Genomic DNA, 16,281 nt, shown 5'->3' with positions numbered 1-16,281 from the left:
GGGGCGCGTGGCTTCGGACCGCAACGACAACCTACCGCCGCCGAGTTTCGCGCCGCGTTCTGGCCGGCGCCGGCCAGACGCTGCCGACGCTGAGATCATCGGTTCCCAACCGGCCCCGGTCGAGCAGACGCGGGTGATGCCCGTCTCCCCGGTCCCGGGGGCACCAAAACGGACGGGCGGCCCTCGTCATCCCGACCAACGGACTGGCTCGCCCGCCGCGTCGCGCCCCGCCACCCGTCCTGCCCAGGGCGGTCGCCCGCCGCAGGGTCCGCGCGGTGCGGGTCCCGGCGGTCCCGGCTCCGATGAACCGCCCGTGGGCGGCAAGCCCAAGCGGCGCAAAGGCCGGATCATCGCGATCACGGCGATCGTCGTGGTGGTGCTACTGCTCGCCTGGCCCATCGGGCTGGGAATCTGGGCCAACGGCCAGATCCAGCACGTCGACGCGCTCAGTTCCACGGCTGACGAGGGCGACGGCGCGACCACCTACCTGCTGGCCGGGTCTGATTCGCGCGAGGAGACCGACCCGGATTCCCCGATCCTGGGTGCCCGCACGGACACGATCCTGCTGCTGACGGTGCCCAAGAGCGGCACAACGTCACTCATCTCGATCCCCCGCGACACGTACGTCGATATTCCCGACCACGGTCCGGGGAAGATCAATGCCGCCTTCTCCTACGGGGGCCCGCCATTGCTGGTGCAGACCGTCGAAGCCCTCACTGGCTCCAAGGTCGATGCCTACGTCGAGATCGGCTTCGGCGGCGTCAAGGAGGTCGTCGACGCGGTCGGCGGCGTCCGCCTGTGCCTCGACTACGACGTGGACGATAAGAAGTCGAAGCTGAAGTGGAAGAAGGGCTGCCACACTGTGGGCGGTAAGAAAGCGCTCGCTTTCTCCCGGATGCGCTACGCCGATCCGAAGGGCGACATCGGCCGCGCCGAGCGTCAGCGCCAGGTAATCGCGGCGATCACCAAAGAGGTGCGCGACACGAGCCTGCTGTTCAATCCCGGGCAGCAGGTCAGCCTGATCAAGGCGGGAACGGGCGCCATCGTGACCGACGAGAGCGCGAACATCTTCACGCTCGGCAGGCTCGCGCTCGCGTTCCGGGACGCGAATGGCGACGACGGCGTGACGGGCACTCCCCCGATCAAGTCGCTCGACTACCGCCCCGGGGGCGTCGGCTCGACCGTCCTACTCGACCCCGACGAGACGCCCGGGTTCTTCGAGAATGTCCGGCTCGGCAAGCTCCCGCCCGGCGAGGTCGGCGGGCTCGAGTAAGGCTCCCGAAGAGTGGCCGGCTGGGACGCGGAACGCGACCGGCGCTGCCTCCCGCGGCTCCCTACCTGCCGCGGCGCTGGCGCAGCGACTCACCCTTGGCGTATGCCTGATCGCGCAATCCACTCTGGAAGTCGCGCATGGCGGCGCGCAACCGCTCGGCCTGATCATCGTTTCCCGAGGCCAGAATCCTGGCGGCCAGCAGCCCGGCGTTGCGGGCCCCGCCGATCGAGACCGTCGCAACCGGCACACCCGCGGGCATTTGCACGATCGAGAGCAGCGAATCCATGCCGTCGAGGTACTTCAGCGGCACCGGCACTCCGATGACCGGCAGTTCGGTCACGGCTGCGAGCATGCCCGGCAGGTGGGCCGCGCCACCGGCGCCGGCGATGATGACGCGGAGTCCGCGACCCGCGGCTGCGCGCCCGTAGTCGATCATCTCGGTGGGCATGCGGTGCGCCGAGACGACATCGGCCTCGTACGCGACGCCGAACTCGTCGAGCGCGTCCGCGGCGAGTTGCATCACCGGCCAGTCGGAGTCGGACCCCATGACGATTCCGACGATGGGCTTGTCAGGTGCCATTGCTCTTACGCCTCTCTTACGTTCTTTGCGGACGAGTTCCCCGCGGCTCCCGCGCCGGCGGACACCGGGGCGGCTGCCTGCAACAGATCGGCGGCCAATCGAGCCTCGGCGCGAACCGCGTCCAGGTCGTCGCCATACACGTTGACGTGGCCGAGCTTTCGCCCGGGCCGTATCTCCTTGCCATACAGTTCGACGCGGGCGCCTGGGCACGCCGCGAGCACGTCCGGCAGCGCGTCGCTCAGCGAATCGTGGGTCGACCCCAGCACGTTGGCCATGACAGTCACCGCCGCGCGGGGCGTCGTGGGGCCGAGAGGCAGATCGAGCACGGCCCGAAGGTGCTGCTCGAACTGGCTGGTTTCGGCGCCGTCGATGGTCCAGTGCCCCGAGTTGTGGGGGCGCATTGCGAGTTCGTTGACGAAGAACGAGGTCGCGCCGTCCTCGTGGCTCACCTCGAACAACTCGACAGCGAGCACGCCGGTCACGTCCAGCCCTTCGGCGATGGACACCGCGAGCGCCGTCAGCCGGGCGGCATCGTCCTTCGACAGGCCGGGGGCGGGTGCGATCACCTCGGCGCAGACACCACCGCGCTGGATCGATTCGACAACCGGGTACACAGCCGTCCGGCCGCTCGGCGTGCGGGCAATCAGGACGGCGAGCTCGCGGCTGAAGGGGACTTTCTCCTCGACGAGCAGCGGGGTATCCCCCGCGAGCCAGTCGGCGACCTCGGAGCTGGAGGAGACGACCCGCACGCCCTTGCCGTCGTATCCACCGCGGGCCGTCTTGACGACTGCCTCACCAGCGACGGCACCGTGACTAGGAGCACCGCCCCGCGCGACGTCCGCGATGAACTCGTCCAGCGCGGCGGCCCCGGCGGAGGCGCCTGCGGGTAGCGCTAACCAGCGCGGGCACGGCACCCCGAGCGCCGTGAGGCGGGAGCGCATCTCGATCTTGTCGCGCGCGTACAGCAGCGCCTCGGGGGACGGCTGCACCGACAGTCCGCCTGCACGCAGCTCGCGCAATTGGTCCCCGTCGACGTGCTCGTGCTCGAAGGTAAGGACGCTGGCCCCGTCCGCAATGGCGCGCAGCGCCCGCGCGTCCTTCGCCGCGCCGACGGGTGCGTCCACGACGACCTGCCCCGCCGAGCCGTCGCTGGCCTCCACGAGCACGCGCAGGTGCAGGCCGAGTCGCGTCGCCGCTGGGGTCATCATGCGGGCCAGTTGCCCGCCGCCGATCACGGCAACGATAGGTGCAGTCACAACGCCTAAGCCTAGCGAACGCCCGCCTTCGTCGAGGAATCTAGGCGCCAGGGCGTAATGTTGGTGCCATGCATCGCCGCACTTCCCTGCTGAATCACCCCTGGGCGACGCGCATCCTGGAGATTCTGCGGTTCTCGGTTGTGGGCGGTGCCGCCTACATCGTGGACGTTGGCCTGTTCAATCTGCTGCGCTTCGGCCCCGGCGATCTGCTCGCCGACAAGCCGCTCACGGCCAAGATCATCTCGGCCTCCGTGGCCACCGTCGTGGCGTGGATCGGGAACCGCTACTGGACGTTCGCCAGGAGCCGGACCGACTCCAGCGTTCGCGAACTGGTCTCCTACGCGATCGTGAACGTCGCCGGCATGGGCATCGCCGTAGGCTGCCTCTGGCTGAGCCACTACGTGCTCGGGTTCACGAGCGCCGTGGCGGACAACATCGCGGCGAACGTGGTCGGCCTCCTACTCGGCACGCTGTTCCGCTACTTCGCGTACCGCACCTGGGTATTCACCGGCGCGGGGCGGGTGCTTACGGACGAGTCCTCCGTCAATCCTGCTCAGGTTTCTTCCGCCCGCGAGGCTTCCGAACCCGCGATGACCCGCCCGTAGGCAGCACCTCGTCCGGGTCCAGGACCCGGGGAACGCCGGCGAGGAATATCGAGAAGATCGCGGGCGCCCGCTGCGACAGTTCGAGCCGCCCGCCGTCGGCCGCCACGAGGTCGCGCGCGAGCCCCAGGCCCAGGCCGCTCCCCTTACCCGAGCTCACCTCACGCTCGAACACGCGCGGGACGATCTCCTCGGGAACGCCCATGCCCTCGTCCGCGACGGAGATCACGACGGCCCCCGAGCCACGGCCCGCGGTGGCGCTCACCGTCGTGAGGCCGCTGCCGTGTTTGAGGGAGTTCTCGATGAGCGTAGCCAGCACCTGTGCCAGCGCCCCGGGCGTCGCCAGCACCTGCACGTCGGAGTCGACCTCGATGCGGATGTCGCGCTCCTGCGCCTCGAAGCTGGCGAGCCACTCGTCGCGCTGCTGATCTACGACCTCGCGCAGCGCGACCGGCTCGGTCGTGCCGCCCGTGGTCTGCCGCGCCCGTTGCCGCAGGTCCTCGACCACTCCCGCGAGCCTCTCCACCTGTTCGAGGGACTTGCGGGCCTCATCGCGCACGTAGTCGTCGTCGCTGGCGAGCATGATCTCCTCGAGCCGCATGGCGAGGGCGGTGAGCGGGGTGCGCAGCTGGTGCGAGACGTCGGAGGAGAACTGTCGTTCGACCGCGAGCCTGCTAGCCAACCGGTCGGCGCTGCGCGAAAGTTCCTGGGCGACGAGGTCGATCTCCTCGACCCCGGAGGGCTCGATCCGTGGCCGCACCTGGCCGGATCCCAGCAGTTCGGCGGACGCCGCGAGGTAGACCAGTGGCGCGGAGAGCCTGTTCGCCTGCCAGACCGCCCATCCGAGGCCGATGAGGAGGGCCGCGAGGCTCAGCGCGGCGACGACGAGCACGACCTGGAAACTGCGCCAGAACACGTCCCAGTACGAGGTGGCGATCACGACGATGGTGTTCGAGTCGGTGCGAAGAGCAGTCTCGATGGTGCGGCCCGAGATGGCGGTCCCGCCCGAGATCTGATCTCCGGTGGCGGTGACGACGACGACCGAGATGGCGAGCTGGCCGGAGGAACCGGCGGCGAATCCGTCCAGCAGGTCGGAATCAACCGTCTCGCCGAGGCCGATGCGGCCATCGACGACCCGGCCGATCTCCTCCGCCCTGACCTCGAGGCGGCGTTGCTCGACGTCGCTGACCATGCGCCCGCCGAAGAGCGCCAATGGCACTCCGAGCAGGATGACTGTGACGACGACCGAGGCAATGGTCGCTAGCAGGACCCGTTGCCGCATGGGTCAGACTCCTTGCGGCGGGCGGGCCTGGACGCGAGGAATCACGTCGCCGGGACCTCGAATCGGAAGCCCATGCCCCTCACAGTAGAGATGTAACTGGGTGAGTTCGCGTCATCGCCGAGTTTGCGACGCAGCCAAGAGACGTGCATGTCGAGAGTCTTGGTGGACCCGATCGGCTCCGATCCCCAGACCTCGCGCATCAGCGTGTCGCGCAGCACTACGGTGCCGGCGTTCTGGACGAGCACGCGCAGCAGTTCGAACTCCTTGGACGTCAGGTGGAGCTCGCGCTCCCCCTGGAAGGCGCGGTGTGCGGCGACATCCACCCGGACGTCCTGGGCGCGCAGTTCCTCGACGTCTATGGCCTCTCCGTGCGAGCGACGTAGGAGCGCCCGGACGCGGGCGAGTAGCTCGGCGAGGCGGAAGGGCTTGGTCACGTAGTCGTCGGCCCCGGCGTCGAGGCCAACGACGAGGTCGACCTCGTCTGCCCGGGCCGTGAGCACGAGGATCGGCGTCGTGTGGCCCTGGCCGCGAATCGCGCGTGCGGCGTCGAGGCCGTCCATATCGGGCAGGCCCAGGTCGAGGATGATGAGGTCCACGCCACCGGCTCCGCCGACCGCGCCGCCACCCGTGCCCTGCACGTTGACCTCGTAACCCTCGCGGGCCAGCGCACGGGCCAGAGGTTCCGCGATAGCGGGGTCGTCTTCTGCCAAGAGCACACGAGTCATGTACCAATGTTAGGTCATGAATCGTTCTTCGCCAGGTGACCTTTACCGAAAGAGCGCACAAATTTCCGCCCCATTGCCGGACTCGTCGCCTACGGTTGACCGTGTGAAGCACTCCGGATCCCGCATAGCTCGTATCGTGAGTTGGCCGGATCGCCACCGCGCACTGGCCGATAGCGTCGGCGCGGTACTGCTGGCCCTCTTCAGCCTGATCACGCTCACGGTGGTCGGCGTGGCGGGCACGTATACCGCACTCGCTGACGCGAATGTCGCGGTCTTCGACCGGTTCTTCCCCGTTCTGATCACGCTCGGAATCGTGGCCTCGCTGGCGATCCGCCGGACGCGGCCGGTGCTCTCTGCCGCAATCATCTACTCCCTCGCGCTCGCCCACATGCTCATCGGGTTTCCGCTCATCCTGCCGGCCGACCTGCTAGTCCCCATCGCCCTGTACAGCGTGACCGCCTACGGCACGCGACTGGGGTACAGCATCGCCGTCGTCGGCGCGGGCGCCGGATCGATCATGGTGGCCATCGCGACGATGACCGTCGATGGCGCGTCAAGCGCGCAGACAGCCGCGTTCGCCGTCACCGTCGCGCTCATCTTCCTGGCCGCATGGGCGTTCGGCCTGGTCAAACGCGCCCGCATCGAGCAGCTCAACGAACTGAACTCACGGGCGGTCCAGCTGGAGCGCGAACGCGACGAGCAAGCGGTTCTGGCCGCGACGCAGGAACGCACGCGCATCGCCCGCGAGATGCACGACATCGTCGCGCACTCCCTGACGGTGCTGGTGGCCCAGGCCGATGGCGGACGATACTCGGCGGCGCAGGATCCCGCTGCCGCTGTCCGCTCCCTGGAGACGATCGCCGAGGTCGGGCGCGCGGCGCTCGCCGACATGCGGCGCCTGCTGGGGGTGTTGCGGGCGGATGCGCCCGCAACGGGATCGAGGACGAGTTCTCCCGCGTACGCCCGTGAGGCACGGCCAGCCGCGACAAGCCCGCAACCTGGCATCGGGGCAGTAGAAGGCCTGGTCGAGCAGGTGCGGGCGGCGGGCATCCGGGTTTCCTACGGGGTGACGGGAAGGCCTCGTGAACTTCCACCGGGCATCGGCCTGGTCGCCTACCGGATCGTGCAGGAGTCGCTGACGAACGTCATGAAACACGCCGGGCCCGATCCGAGCGCCTCCGTGATGCTGCAGTGGAGCGCCTCGACGATGGTGGTCCAGGTGATCGATGACGGCCGCGGTGCCTCCGCCACGTCGGACGGCGCTGGCCAGGGCGTGATCGGCATGCAGGAGCGGATCGCGATGGTGGGCGGCACGCTCCGCGCCGGGCCGCGACCCGGGGGCGGCTATCAGGTTCGCTTCACCATTCCCATCCCGTCCGACCCCGCGAAGGAGCCCTCCGATGACGAGCAGAGCTGAGCCGGAACAGCGTGACCATGCGGCGATCCGCGTCGCGGTGGTCGACGATCAGGCGCTGGTGCGCGCCGGATTCGCGATGGTCATCAACTCGCAGCCGGACATGACCGTCACCACGCAGGCGAGCGACGGTGACGAGGCGATCCGCCTGCTCGGCGCAGGCGACACAGACGTCGTGCTGATGGACGTGCGCATGCCCGTCACCGACGGCATCGAGGCCACCGAGCGCCTCACCGAACTGTGGCGCGAAGTGGCCAGCCCGGCGCGGGTGATCATGCTGACGACGTTCGACATCGATGAATACGCCATCGAGGCGATACACGCAGGCGCCTCGGGGTTCCTGCTCAAGGACGCCCCGCCCGAGGAAATGCTGAACGCCATCCGCACGATCCACCGCGGTGACGCCGTACTGGCGCCTTCGACGACCCGCCGCCTGATCGAGCGGCTCGCGAGCACGCAGGACGCCTCGTCCTCCCCCGCCCCCACCCAGGACACCGCTCGCCTTGCAGAGCTCACGGAGCGCGAGCGCGAGGTACTCGTCCTCGTCGCCGGCGGGCTGACGAACCAGGAGATCGCAAGCGAACTCGTCGTCGCCGAGGCGACCGTCAAGACGCACCTGGGGCGCATCCTCGCCAAGCTGGGGCTGCGCGACCGCGTGCAGGCCGTGATCCTGGCCTACGAATGCGGACTCGTCTCCCCGGGCGGCGCGGAATAGGCCGCCGCCGAGCGGCGTACGACCGTGGTCGTACGCGACGCCCCCGCGAACCGCGGAAGACCAGACCACGGGCTGACGACGCACTCACAGGGATTTCCTAGGGTTTGAGGTGACATAGTCATCGAACGCTAGGAGAAGTCATGAGCACCCCGCTCACAACCGCCCCCGCCCAGACCGCCGTCGCGGCGCGCGGGCTCACCAAGACCTACGGCGAGGGCGCAGCTATCGTGCGTGCGCTCGACGCGGTAGACGTGGACTTCGCCGCCGGGCAGTTCACCGCCATCATGGGACCTTCGGGCTCCGGCAAGTCCACGCTGATGCACCTGCTCGCGGGACTCGACTCCGCCACGGCGGGGCACGCGTTCCTCGGCCAGACCGACGTCACGCAGCTCTCGGACAACGGCCTGACCGAGTTGCGCCGCCACCGCATCGGTTTTGTCTTCCAGTCGTTCAACCTGCTGCCCATGTTCACCGCGGAGCAGAACATCACGCTCCCTCTCGGCCTCGCAGGCGAGAAGGTGGACCGGGAGTGGCTGGACACGCTGGTCCAGACCCTCGGCATCGCCGATCGCCTGAGCCACCGCCCGTCCGAGCTCTCCGGCGGTCAGCAGCAGCGGGTGGCCATCGCCCGCGCTCTCATCACGAAGCCCGAGGTCGTGTTCGCCGACGAACCGACCGGAAACCTCGACACCCGCTCCGGCATCGAGGTTCTCAGCTTCCTGCGACGCTCGGTACGCGAACTGGGACGCACGATCATCATGGTCACGCACGACCCCTCGGCGGCGTCCTACGCGGATCGCGTGGTGCTACTCGCGGACGGCCGCGTGGCGGGCAACATCGATCAGCCCACTCCCGACGCCGTGCTCGCCGGACTCGACGCACTGCGCAATGTGGATGATATCGCTGGCGGGGTGAACGCCTGATGTTCCGCCTCACCCTTTTCCAGATGCGGCAGTCGCTCGCGCGGCTGATCGCAGCGGGCATCGCGATCGCGCTCGGCACGGGGTTCGTCGCGGCCACGCTGCTCGCCTCGAACGCGATGACCCGCTTCACCTACGACGCCGTGACCGCCGGCTACGGCGACGCCGACGTGGTCGCCACACTGCAGAAACCCGAGTCGCAGTCACTGACGTGGCAGGATCTCGACGGCATCGCGGCTACGCAGGGGGTAGCCGCCGCCACCGCCGCCGGGCCCTACTACTTCTCGCTCAGTTCCGGAAGCAACGAGCGGTCTCAGGGGGTCGTCCCCGCGACGGCGGATCGTCTCGCGATCTACAAGATCGCGTCGGGCACCGAGCCCAGCACGGCCACGGAGATCGCGATTCCCGCGAACGCTGCCGAGTCCCTTGGCGTGGGCATCGGCGACACCGTGACATGGCAGGGCTTCGGCGAGTACAACGAGGGCACTGACGAATCCGGCAGCGCCGGCACGCCCCTGACCATTACCGCCATCGTGGCACCCAGCGGTGCCGCATTCCTGAACGACGGAGACGTGGGCGTGATGACGCGCGATGGGCTCGCTCAGCTGACGTCCGCGCCTACGCCGCCCGTCGCCATCGCGCTCGACCCGGGCACGACGCTGGACGAGGCCTCCGCCGCCCTTTCGGCCAGTTCCTCCCTGCCCGCACTCGCTCTGCAGACGAGGGATCAGGCCGCCAAGGACACGATGGCGGAGTTCTCGGACGGCCAGGACGTCTTCACTGCGTTCATCCTCGCATTCGCCGGATTGGCGCTGATCGTCGCGGGCCTCGTCATCTCGAACACATTCCAAGTACTGGTCGCGCAACGAACCCGCACGCTCGCGCTGCTCCGCTGCACCGGTGCCTCCAAGTCGCAGTTGCGCCGCTCGGTCCTGATCGAGGGCGGCATCCTGGGACTGGCGTCCTCGCTCGTCGGAGTCGTCACCGCTGGCGGGCTCGTACAACTGGCGCTCATCATCCTGCGCCGGATCTGGCCGACGGTCCCGATCCCCGCCGCGATCTCGCCCACGATCTGGGTCGTCATCGTGCCGGTGGCCGTGGGCATCGCCGTGACCGTCATCTCCTGCCTCGTGCCGGCACGGCAGGCGACGCATGTCGCCCCGCTCGCCGCGTTGCGGCCGATCGAGTCGCCGACGGTCAAGCGTCGCGGCGGACTCGTACGCCTGATCTTCGCGATCCTGCTCACCGTCACGGGCGCACTATTGCTGATCGCCGGCATCGCCGTGAGCCGATCCGACGTCGGGGTAGGCCTGCTCGCAGGCGTAGCCGGAGGTGCGCTGTCCTTCGTCGGCATCGTGCTCGGCGCCGTGTTCTGGTTGCCACCCGCCGCCCGCCTGCTCGCCATGATCGTCGGGAAGATGGGGCCGGCGGCACGCCTGGCGGCGGCGAACTCGATACGCAACCCGCGCCGCATCGCGGCGACCTCCACGGCACTGCTCATCGGCGTTACGCTCGTGACCACCATGTCCGTCGGTGCCGCGAGCGCCCGCGCCACCATGAAGAACACGCTCGACCAGGCATTCCCCTTCGACATCGCTGCAGCCTTCTATCAGGAGACGTGGTCCTCGGGATCGTCGGACGGCGAGTTCCAGTCGGACGCGGCCGACTTCACGACCCGCGTCAGCGAGAACCTGGAGCGGATCCGCAAGGTCGAGGGCGTGCGGAGCGCCGCGCCGGCGCTGTCGACCGAGCAGGTCGTGAGAATAGACGACTCCCGCGAACTCAACCTGCCCGCCATCGCCGTGAACCCGGGTTCCGCGGCAAGCGAGATCATTCGGGGTATCGACGACGCGCCCACACCGCGAGCCGGGGTCGCGATCATCTCGAGCGAGGTCGCCGGGTCAGCTAGTTCCGGCAACCTGCGAAGCGGCGACAGGCTGCGCACCGGGTCCGCACCCGCCGCACCCGTCCTCACGGTCCAGGTCGTCCCCGGACACTTCCAGTTCATCCTCACGGACTACGCAGATCTCGAGGAGGCGCGGTCCCTCGACGACGGGTCCGACACCGTGAACACGCTCGTCGTCGCATCGCTGACGGACATCGATGACGCCGGCAACGTCCTACAAGACGTCCAGGATGTCGTCACCGGGAGCACCTGGGTTCAATCACCAGCAGCCGAGCGAGCGATGTTCGACAAGGTGATCAACACAGTGCTGGCGATCATCATCGGGCTGCTTGCCGTCGCCGTGATCATCGCGCTGATCGGTGTCGCCAACACCCTCTCGCTGTCGGTTCTCGAACGCCGCCGGGAGAACGCGACGCTGCGAGCCATCGGGCTGTCCAAGAAGCAACTGCGCGGGTCGCTCGCGGTCGAGGGCACGTTCCTCGCCGCGGTAGGCGCGATCCTCGGCACCCTGCTGGGACTCGCCTACGGGTGGATCGGCTCGTACATAGTGCTCGGCTCGTACAGCAACCCCGATCTCGTCGTGCCCTGGCGTGACTTCGGACTCGTCGCGCTGGTCACGCTAGGTGCCGGCCTGCTCGCGTCCGTGGTGCCCGCTCGCAGCGCACTGAAGGCATCGCCGGTCGCCGCGCTCGCGGTCGACTAGGCAAAGCAATGCGGGCGCGAGGCCTACTCGTCGGACGGGTAGGCCCCGCGCCCGCGTGCGGGATTGGTCGTGGCCGTCAGCACCGCGGGCACGAACATGAGGACTCCCGCGGCAAGCGCCGTCGCGAGGATGGCAATCGCGATAAGCGGATCGAGGTCGTTCCACGAGCTGATCACGGCGGCGATTGAAATGAGTTCAAGCGTGATCGCGGGACCTCGGAACCAGGTCTTGCCACGGCGGATGGCTCGTCCGAAAGCCCACAGAAGCGCAGCGATACCCAGCGCTACGACGGCCAGGCCGACCGCGAGCGAATCCAGCCGACCGCCGTCCGCAACCGCGAGCCACAATCCGGTCAGCGTGCCCGCTACAGCAAGAACCGCCTGCAGCCAGAAGACGACGACGAGCATATCGAGCAGGACGACGCGCTCGCCAGGTACCTGTGCCGGTTTTTGATCCACCGCTCCAAGGTACAGCGCCGGCGCTACATGCGGCTGGGCGCAGGGAATGTGACGAACATCTCAAGGCAATCCCCCGGCCCCAAGCGTTTATCTCTTGTGTTCTGCCCGTTCACATGTGAATCTAGATGACAGCAGATTTCCGTCCCCCATCACGACGCACCAACCGCGCACGCCCCCAGGGTTGCGCTCGAAGGCGCTTGTGCTCGGACAGGCGATCGTGACGCTGGCCGCGAGAGCGGCTGCCCCACCTTCTTGCCTGCGGTAGCCATGCCCTCCGGCGCTTGCGCGGCACGGGCTGACTGTCACCAAGGAGTGCTCCCATGGACTGGCGCAACCGCGCTGCGTGTCTGACCGAAGACCCCGAGTTGTTCTTCCCCATCGGGAACACCGGACCGGCTCTCATTCAGATCGAAGAGGCCAAGAAGGTCTGCAACCGCTGCGACGTCATGGACGTCTGCCTGAAGTGGGCCATCGAGTCCGGCCAGGATGCGGGTGTCTGGGGCGGCATGTCCGAGGACGAGCGCCGGGCGTTCAAGCGGCGCACCGCGCGCGCTCGCCGCGCCGGCTGAGGTCGCGCCCGCGGAATCTCGCACTGCAAGCCTCACGGATGGGGCCACGGTCATACCGTGGCCCCATCCGTTTTTGTTCCTGCCGCGCCTTACGAACCGGACGCGCAGCCCCGCGAACGCCATCTGCAGTGGCCCGCGAACGCCACCCGCAACTCACTCGAGAACACCGGTTAGGGTTGCCGAACACCGGGAAGTCCCGGTGTTCGGCAACCCTAACGCGCCCTCTCGCATAAGGGATGGCGGCGGGCGCGGGACGATGGGGGCGGGCGCGGCGGGTTATCGCTAGTCGTTAGTCGTCGAGCGGCACGTCGATGTGGACCTCGGTCCCACCGCCGGCGCGGCCGGTCCAGGAGATCGTGCCGCGCAACTCGTTGGCCACAAGCGTCGAAACGATCTGCGTGCCGAGCCCGCCACCGGGACCGTCTTCGCTGGTTCCTCGGCCATCGTCACTGACGACGATGTGCATGCCCGCCGTCGTCCGCTCCACGACGACCTCCACGACGCCGCCGCCGACAGGCGCCAGACCGTGCTCGACGGCGTTGGTCACGAGTTCCGTCAGCACGAGCGCGAGAGCCGTGGCCGCCTCGGCCGGGACGTGGCCGAACTTGCCGGTGCAAATCGTCCGCACGGGAGTATCTGCGGCGGCCACGTCGGCCGCCAAACGGAGCACTCGTCCCACCATCGCATCGAATTCGACGCGCTCGTCCAGGGTCTGGGAAAGCGAATCGTGCACGAGGGCGATCGTGGCGACGCGGCGCATGGCCTCGTCGAGGGCCGCGCGCGCCTCGGGCACGGTCATCCGACGAGACTGCAGGCGCAGGAGTGCCGCCACGGTCTGGAGATTGTTCTTGACGCGATGGTGGATTTCGCGGATGGTCGCGTCCTTGGTAATGAGTTCGCGCTCGCGACGACGAAGTTCCGAGACGTCGCGGCACAGCAGCACGGCACCGATTCGCGAGCCGACCGCGTCCAGCAGTGGAACCGCGCGCAAGGAGAGGCAGACGCCACGAGATTCGACCTCCGTGCGCCAAGCCGCTTTGCCGAGCAGGACGAGCGGCATCGATTCATCGACCGTGGACTTGTGCTCCACGAGGTCCGTAACGACCTCGATCAGCGTGTCGCCGACCAGCGCGCCCATGACGCCGAGGCGATGGAAACAGCTCAGGGCATTGGGGCTCGCGTAGACGACCTCGCCCTCACTGTTGAGACGGATGAGGCCGTCACCCACGCGCGGGGCTCCGCGACGCGGACCGGTGGTGCCGTCGGGCGAGGGAAAGTCGCCTGCCGCGACCATGCCGAGCAGGTCGTCGGCCGCCTCGACGTAGTTCAGTTCCAGGCGGCTCGGCGTGCGTCCCGAGCCGAGGTTGGTCTGACGGACCAGGACGGCGATGGTGCGGCCGTCGTGCACCACGGGCACGGTGTCCTCGCGCACCGCGTAGCTACCGAACCAGCGCGGTTCTCGGATGCGGAATATGGAACCCGACGAATACGTCCGTTCCAGGTCGGCGCGGGAGCCCTCGGGCGCCATGGAACCGACGATGTCGTCGTAGTGGACCGTGGCTCCCGTGCTCGGCCGACACTGAGCGACAGCGACGAAGGAGCCGTCGCCGGTGGGAACCCAGAGCACGAGGTCGGCGAACGCCAGATCCGAGATAAGCTGCCAGTCTCCCACCAGCAGGTGCAGCCAGTCGGCATCGGTCACCTCGAGATCGGTGTGGGCGGCGAGGAGTTCGCTGATGGTCGACACGCTTCCCACGATACGCATGTGCATGCCAGTTTCCTAAGTGAGGCATAGGCTGTTACCAATCACTTCAACGCCACCTACTTCCTAGTTAAGGGGACGCATGCAGGTCGCTGTCACTCTCCCGTTTGAACAGAGCCCGTCAGTGGTGCTCGGTGCGCTCGGTGACGAGGAGTTCATCAGGTACGCGACGGAGCGCGCGGATGCGACGATCACCCAGTTCGACCGCAATCCGTCGCCAGAGGGAGACCTCATGGTCGTGGTCCGCCGCACCGTGCCCACCGAGCTCATTCCGCCTCAGGCGCGGACGTTCGTCGGTTCCGAACTGGAGATCCGGCAGGTGGAGGCATGGTCGCGTCCGCTCGAAGGTCCCGACGGGGCGCGCTACGGAACGGTGGCCCTCGAGGTCCTCGGAGCCAAGGTCACGGCGTCGGGCACGGCCGTCCTGACACCCGCCGACACCGGGTCGTCGCTCGCCTATGATCTCATCGTCAGGTCGTCCCTTCCGCTCGTCGGTTCCGTTGTCGAGCAGAAGGTCGGACGAGGACTCCAACAGGCGATCGAAATCCTCGGCGAAGCGCTTCGCGACTGGCTGGCGCAAAAGTAACGAATCGGTAACAACCGAAATCGTGCTCTCATCTCGGCTTGACGCACGCTCCCGTCGGTTGCAGGATGATCGTGTTGGGAGCGTTCTCACAGATGTGACACCCTGGATCAAACCGCCCACTTGATCCCTCATGGTTGATATCTCGCACCGTCGCGAGAAAACGCTGCCACCTGCTCGAATCACATGCCTACAAAGGAGTACATGATGAAGCACATCCGCAACGCCAAGCGGGCGGCAGGCGCCGCGCTCGGCCTAGTTATGGCGGTCTCGCTCACAGCCTGCGGCTCAGGATCGTCGGACGGCACAAAAGGCACCGAGGGTGGTGACGGGGGTGGATCTGGCGAGCAGATCACTTTGCGAGTCGCCACATTCAACGAATTCGGCTACAAAAAGGCCGGCCTATACGACGAGTACATGGCCGCCAACCCGAACGTCAAGATCGAAGAAGTTCTCGCCGCAAAGGCAGAGGAAGCAAGCGCCAATCTGAAGACCGGGCTCGCCGCAGGCTCGGGGTTGGCGGACATCGAGGCAATCGAGGGTGACTGGCTGACCGAGTTCATCCAGAGCGCGGACAAGTTCACGGATCTGAGCGACTCGTCCCTCGACGGCCGCTGGGCGGAGTACATCACCGCGCCCGCGACATCCGACGGCCAGCTGATCGGCTACGCCACGGACACGGGACCGGAGGCCGTCTGCTACCGGCAGGACCTGTTCGCCGAGGCCGGCCTGCCGACCGACCGCGATGAGGTCGCCAAGCTCCTCGCGGGTGACTGGGACCGCTACTTCGAGGTGGGGAAGGACTTCGTCGCCAACTCCGACAAGGCGTGGTTCGACTCAGCCGGGGCCAACTACCAGGCAATGGTGAACCAGCTCGCCAACCCCTATGAGGAGGACGACAACACTCCCAAGGACCTGGCGACCAACTCCGACATCAAGGCCCTATATGAGCAGGTCGCGGGCGCGTCCACGACCGACGGGCTCTCGGCCCACCTCGGACAGTGGAGCGCCGACTGGACCTCCGCGTTCCAGAACGGCGCCTTCGCCACTATGCTCTGCCCCGCCTGGATGCTACCCATCATCGAAGGCAACGCCGCAGGCGTCGAGGGCTGGAACGTCGCGGACGTGTTCCCCGGTGGCGGCGGCAACTGGGGAGGTTCGTACCTGACCGTTCCCGCCCAGGGCAAGCACGCCGAGGAAGCGAAGAAGCTCGCCGCGTGGCTGACCGCACCAGAGCAGACCGCCAAGGTCTTCGCCGAGGTCGGCAACTTCCCCTCGCAGATCGAGGCGCAGAAGTCGGACGAGGTCACCAGCAAGGTGAACCCGTTCTTCAACGACGCTCCCGTGGGTCAGATCTTCGCCGAGCGCGCGGCCGCCATCACGACCACGACCCACAAGGGCCCGAACTACGCGGCGATCCACAAGACAGTGCAGGACGCGCTGAACCGCGTGGACATCGAGCAGAGCCAGAGCATCGAGGACGGTTGGACCCAGTCCATCTCCGATTTCAACAACCTCGGCCTGTAGCAACCG

General features: G+C 67.8%; 15 protein-coding genes. 9 read left to right on the top strand and 6 right to left on the bottom strand.

Translation table 11 applies throughout. From position 1 onward, the window contains the following. The first annotated feature begins 7 nt into the window (after window positions 1-7). Window positions 8-1,273 carry an LCP family protein gene (locus tag FB461_RS01705; RefSeq protein WP_246045958.1) on the top strand — a complete coding sequence of 422 codons (1,266 nt, stop codon included), beginning with the start codon at window positions 8-10 and terminating at the stop codon, window positions 1,271-1,273. 61 nt (window positions 1,274-1,334) lie between these two features. Here FB461_RS01705 and purE read toward each other — a convergent pair whose 3' ends face one another. After that, window positions 1,335-1,853 (bottom strand): 5-(carboxyamino)imidazole ribonucleotide mutase, encoded by a 519-nt coding sequence (gene purE, locus FB461_RS01700; RefSeq protein WP_142118368.1) that lies wholly within the window; start codon window positions 1,851-1,853, stop codon window positions 1,335-1,337. A gap of 5 nt (window positions 1,854-1,858) precedes the next feature. Then, a complete protein-coding gene (locus tag FB461_RS01695) occupies window positions 1,859-3,109 on the bottom strand; it encodes a 5-(carboxyamino)imidazole ribonucleotide synthase (protein WP_142118366.1) in 1,251 nt (416 codons plus the stop codon). A gap of 68 nt (window positions 3,110-3,177) precedes the next feature. Between FB461_RS01695 and FB461_RS01690 the strand changes: the two genes are divergently transcribed. After that, the gene (locus tag FB461_RS01690; RefSeq protein WP_142118364.1) at window positions 3,178-3,714 is read left to right on the top strand and encodes a GtrA family protein; all 537 of its coding nucleotides are present in this window, start codon (window positions 3,178-3,180) and stop codon (window positions 3,712-3,714) included. Here the strand turns inward: FB461_RS01690 and FB461_RS01685 are convergent. Both FB461_RS01685 and FB461_RS01680 read right to left on the bottom strand, forming a co-directional pair. Next, the gene (locus FB461_RS01685; protein WP_142118362.1) at window positions 3,653-4,993 is read right to left on the bottom strand and encodes a sensor histidine kinase; all 1,341 of its coding nucleotides are present in this window, start codon (window positions 4,991-4,993) and stop codon (window positions 3,653-3,655) included. The genes FB461_RS01690 and FB461_RS01685 overlap by 62 nt on opposite strands. Window positions 4,994-5,034: 41 nt before the next feature. Beyond that, a complete protein-coding gene (locus FB461_RS01680) occupies window positions 5,035-5,718 on the bottom strand; it encodes a response regulator transcription factor (RefSeq protein WP_142118360.1) in 684 nt (227 codons plus the stop codon). A gap of 103 nt (window positions 5,719-5,821) precedes the next feature. Between FB461_RS01680 and FB461_RS01675 the strand changes: the two genes are divergently transcribed. From FB461_RS01675 to FB461_RS01660, 4 genes are all read left to right on the top strand, one after another. Further along, window positions 5,822-7,135, top strand: coding sequence for a sensor histidine kinase (locus tag FB461_RS01675; protein WP_246045957.1), 1,314 nt, complete (start codon window positions 5,822-5,824; stop codon window positions 7,133-7,135). Continuing rightward, window positions 7,119-7,847 carry a response regulator gene (locus FB461_RS01670; RefSeq protein ID WP_142118355.1) on the top strand — a complete coding sequence of 243 codons (729 nt, stop codon included), beginning with the start codon at window positions 7,119-7,121 and terminating at the stop codon, window positions 7,845-7,847. The genes FB461_RS01675 and FB461_RS01670 overlap by 17 nt, the downstream gene beginning before the upstream one ends. A 140-nt stretch (window positions 7,848-7,987) precedes the next feature. Further along, a complete protein-coding gene (locus FB461_RS01665; RefSeq protein ID WP_142118353.1) occupies window positions 7,988-8,770 on the top strand; it encodes an ABC transporter ATP-binding protein in 783 nt (260 codons plus the stop codon). Further along, a complete protein-coding gene (locus tag FB461_RS01660) occupies window positions 8,770-11,376 on the top strand; it encodes an ABC transporter permease (protein WP_142118351.1) in 2,607 nt (868 codons plus the stop codon). Before FB461_RS01665 ends, FB461_RS01660 begins: the two co-directional genes overlap by 1 nt. Window positions 11,377-11,399: 23 nt before the next feature. Here the strand turns inward: FB461_RS01660 and FB461_RS01655 are convergent, their stop codons facing one another. Continuing rightward, the gene (locus FB461_RS01655) at window positions 11,400-11,834 is read right to left on the bottom strand and encodes a hypothetical protein (RefSeq protein WP_142118349.1); all 435 of its coding nucleotides are present in this window, start codon (window positions 11,832-11,834) and stop codon (window positions 11,400-11,402) included. Between the two features lie 320 nt (window positions 11,835-12,154). Between FB461_RS01655 and FB461_RS01650 the strand changes: the two genes are divergently transcribed. Further along, window positions 12,155-12,403, top strand: coding sequence for a WhiB family transcriptional regulator (locus FB461_RS01650; RefSeq protein ID WP_142118347.1), 249 nt, complete (start codon window positions 12,155-12,157; stop codon window positions 12,401-12,403). A gap of 289 nt (window positions 12,404-12,692) precedes the next feature. Here FB461_RS01650 and FB461_RS01645 read toward each other — a convergent pair whose 3' ends face one another. Then, window positions 12,693-14,174 carry a sensor histidine kinase gene (locus FB461_RS01645; RefSeq protein WP_246045956.1) on the bottom strand — a complete coding sequence of 494 codons (1,482 nt, stop codon included), beginning with the start codon at window positions 14,172-14,174 and terminating at the stop codon, window positions 12,693-12,695. Window positions 14,175-14,247: 73 nt separating this feature from the next. On the opposite strand from FB461_RS01645, the gene FB461_RS01640 reads away from it, so the two are divergent. Both FB461_RS01640 and FB461_RS01635 read left to right on the top strand, forming a co-directional pair. Further along, window positions 14,248-14,751: a DUF2505 domain-containing protein gene (locus FB461_RS01640; RefSeq protein WP_142118345.1), complete on the top strand. Its 504-nt coding sequence runs from the start codon at window positions 14,248-14,250 to the stop codon at window positions 14,749-14,751. A gap of 201 nt (window positions 14,752-14,952) precedes the next feature. Next, on the top strand, window positions 14,953-16,275 hold the full coding sequence (locus FB461_RS01635) for an ABC transporter substrate-binding protein (protein ID WP_246045955.1): 1,323 nt from the start codon (window positions 14,953-14,955) through the stop codon (window positions 16,273-16,275). Window positions 16,276-16,281: the final 6 nt, after the last annotated feature.

Source organism: Rarobacter faecitabidus (assembly GCF_006716265.1).
GTDB classification, from domain to species: Bacteria; Actinomycetota; Actinomycetes; order Actinomycetales; family Cellulomonadaceae; genus Rarobacter; species Rarobacter faecitabidus.
The sequence above is the reverse complement of the archived record's forward strand: the minus strand, read 5'-3'. Positions and strand labels throughout refer to the sequence as shown.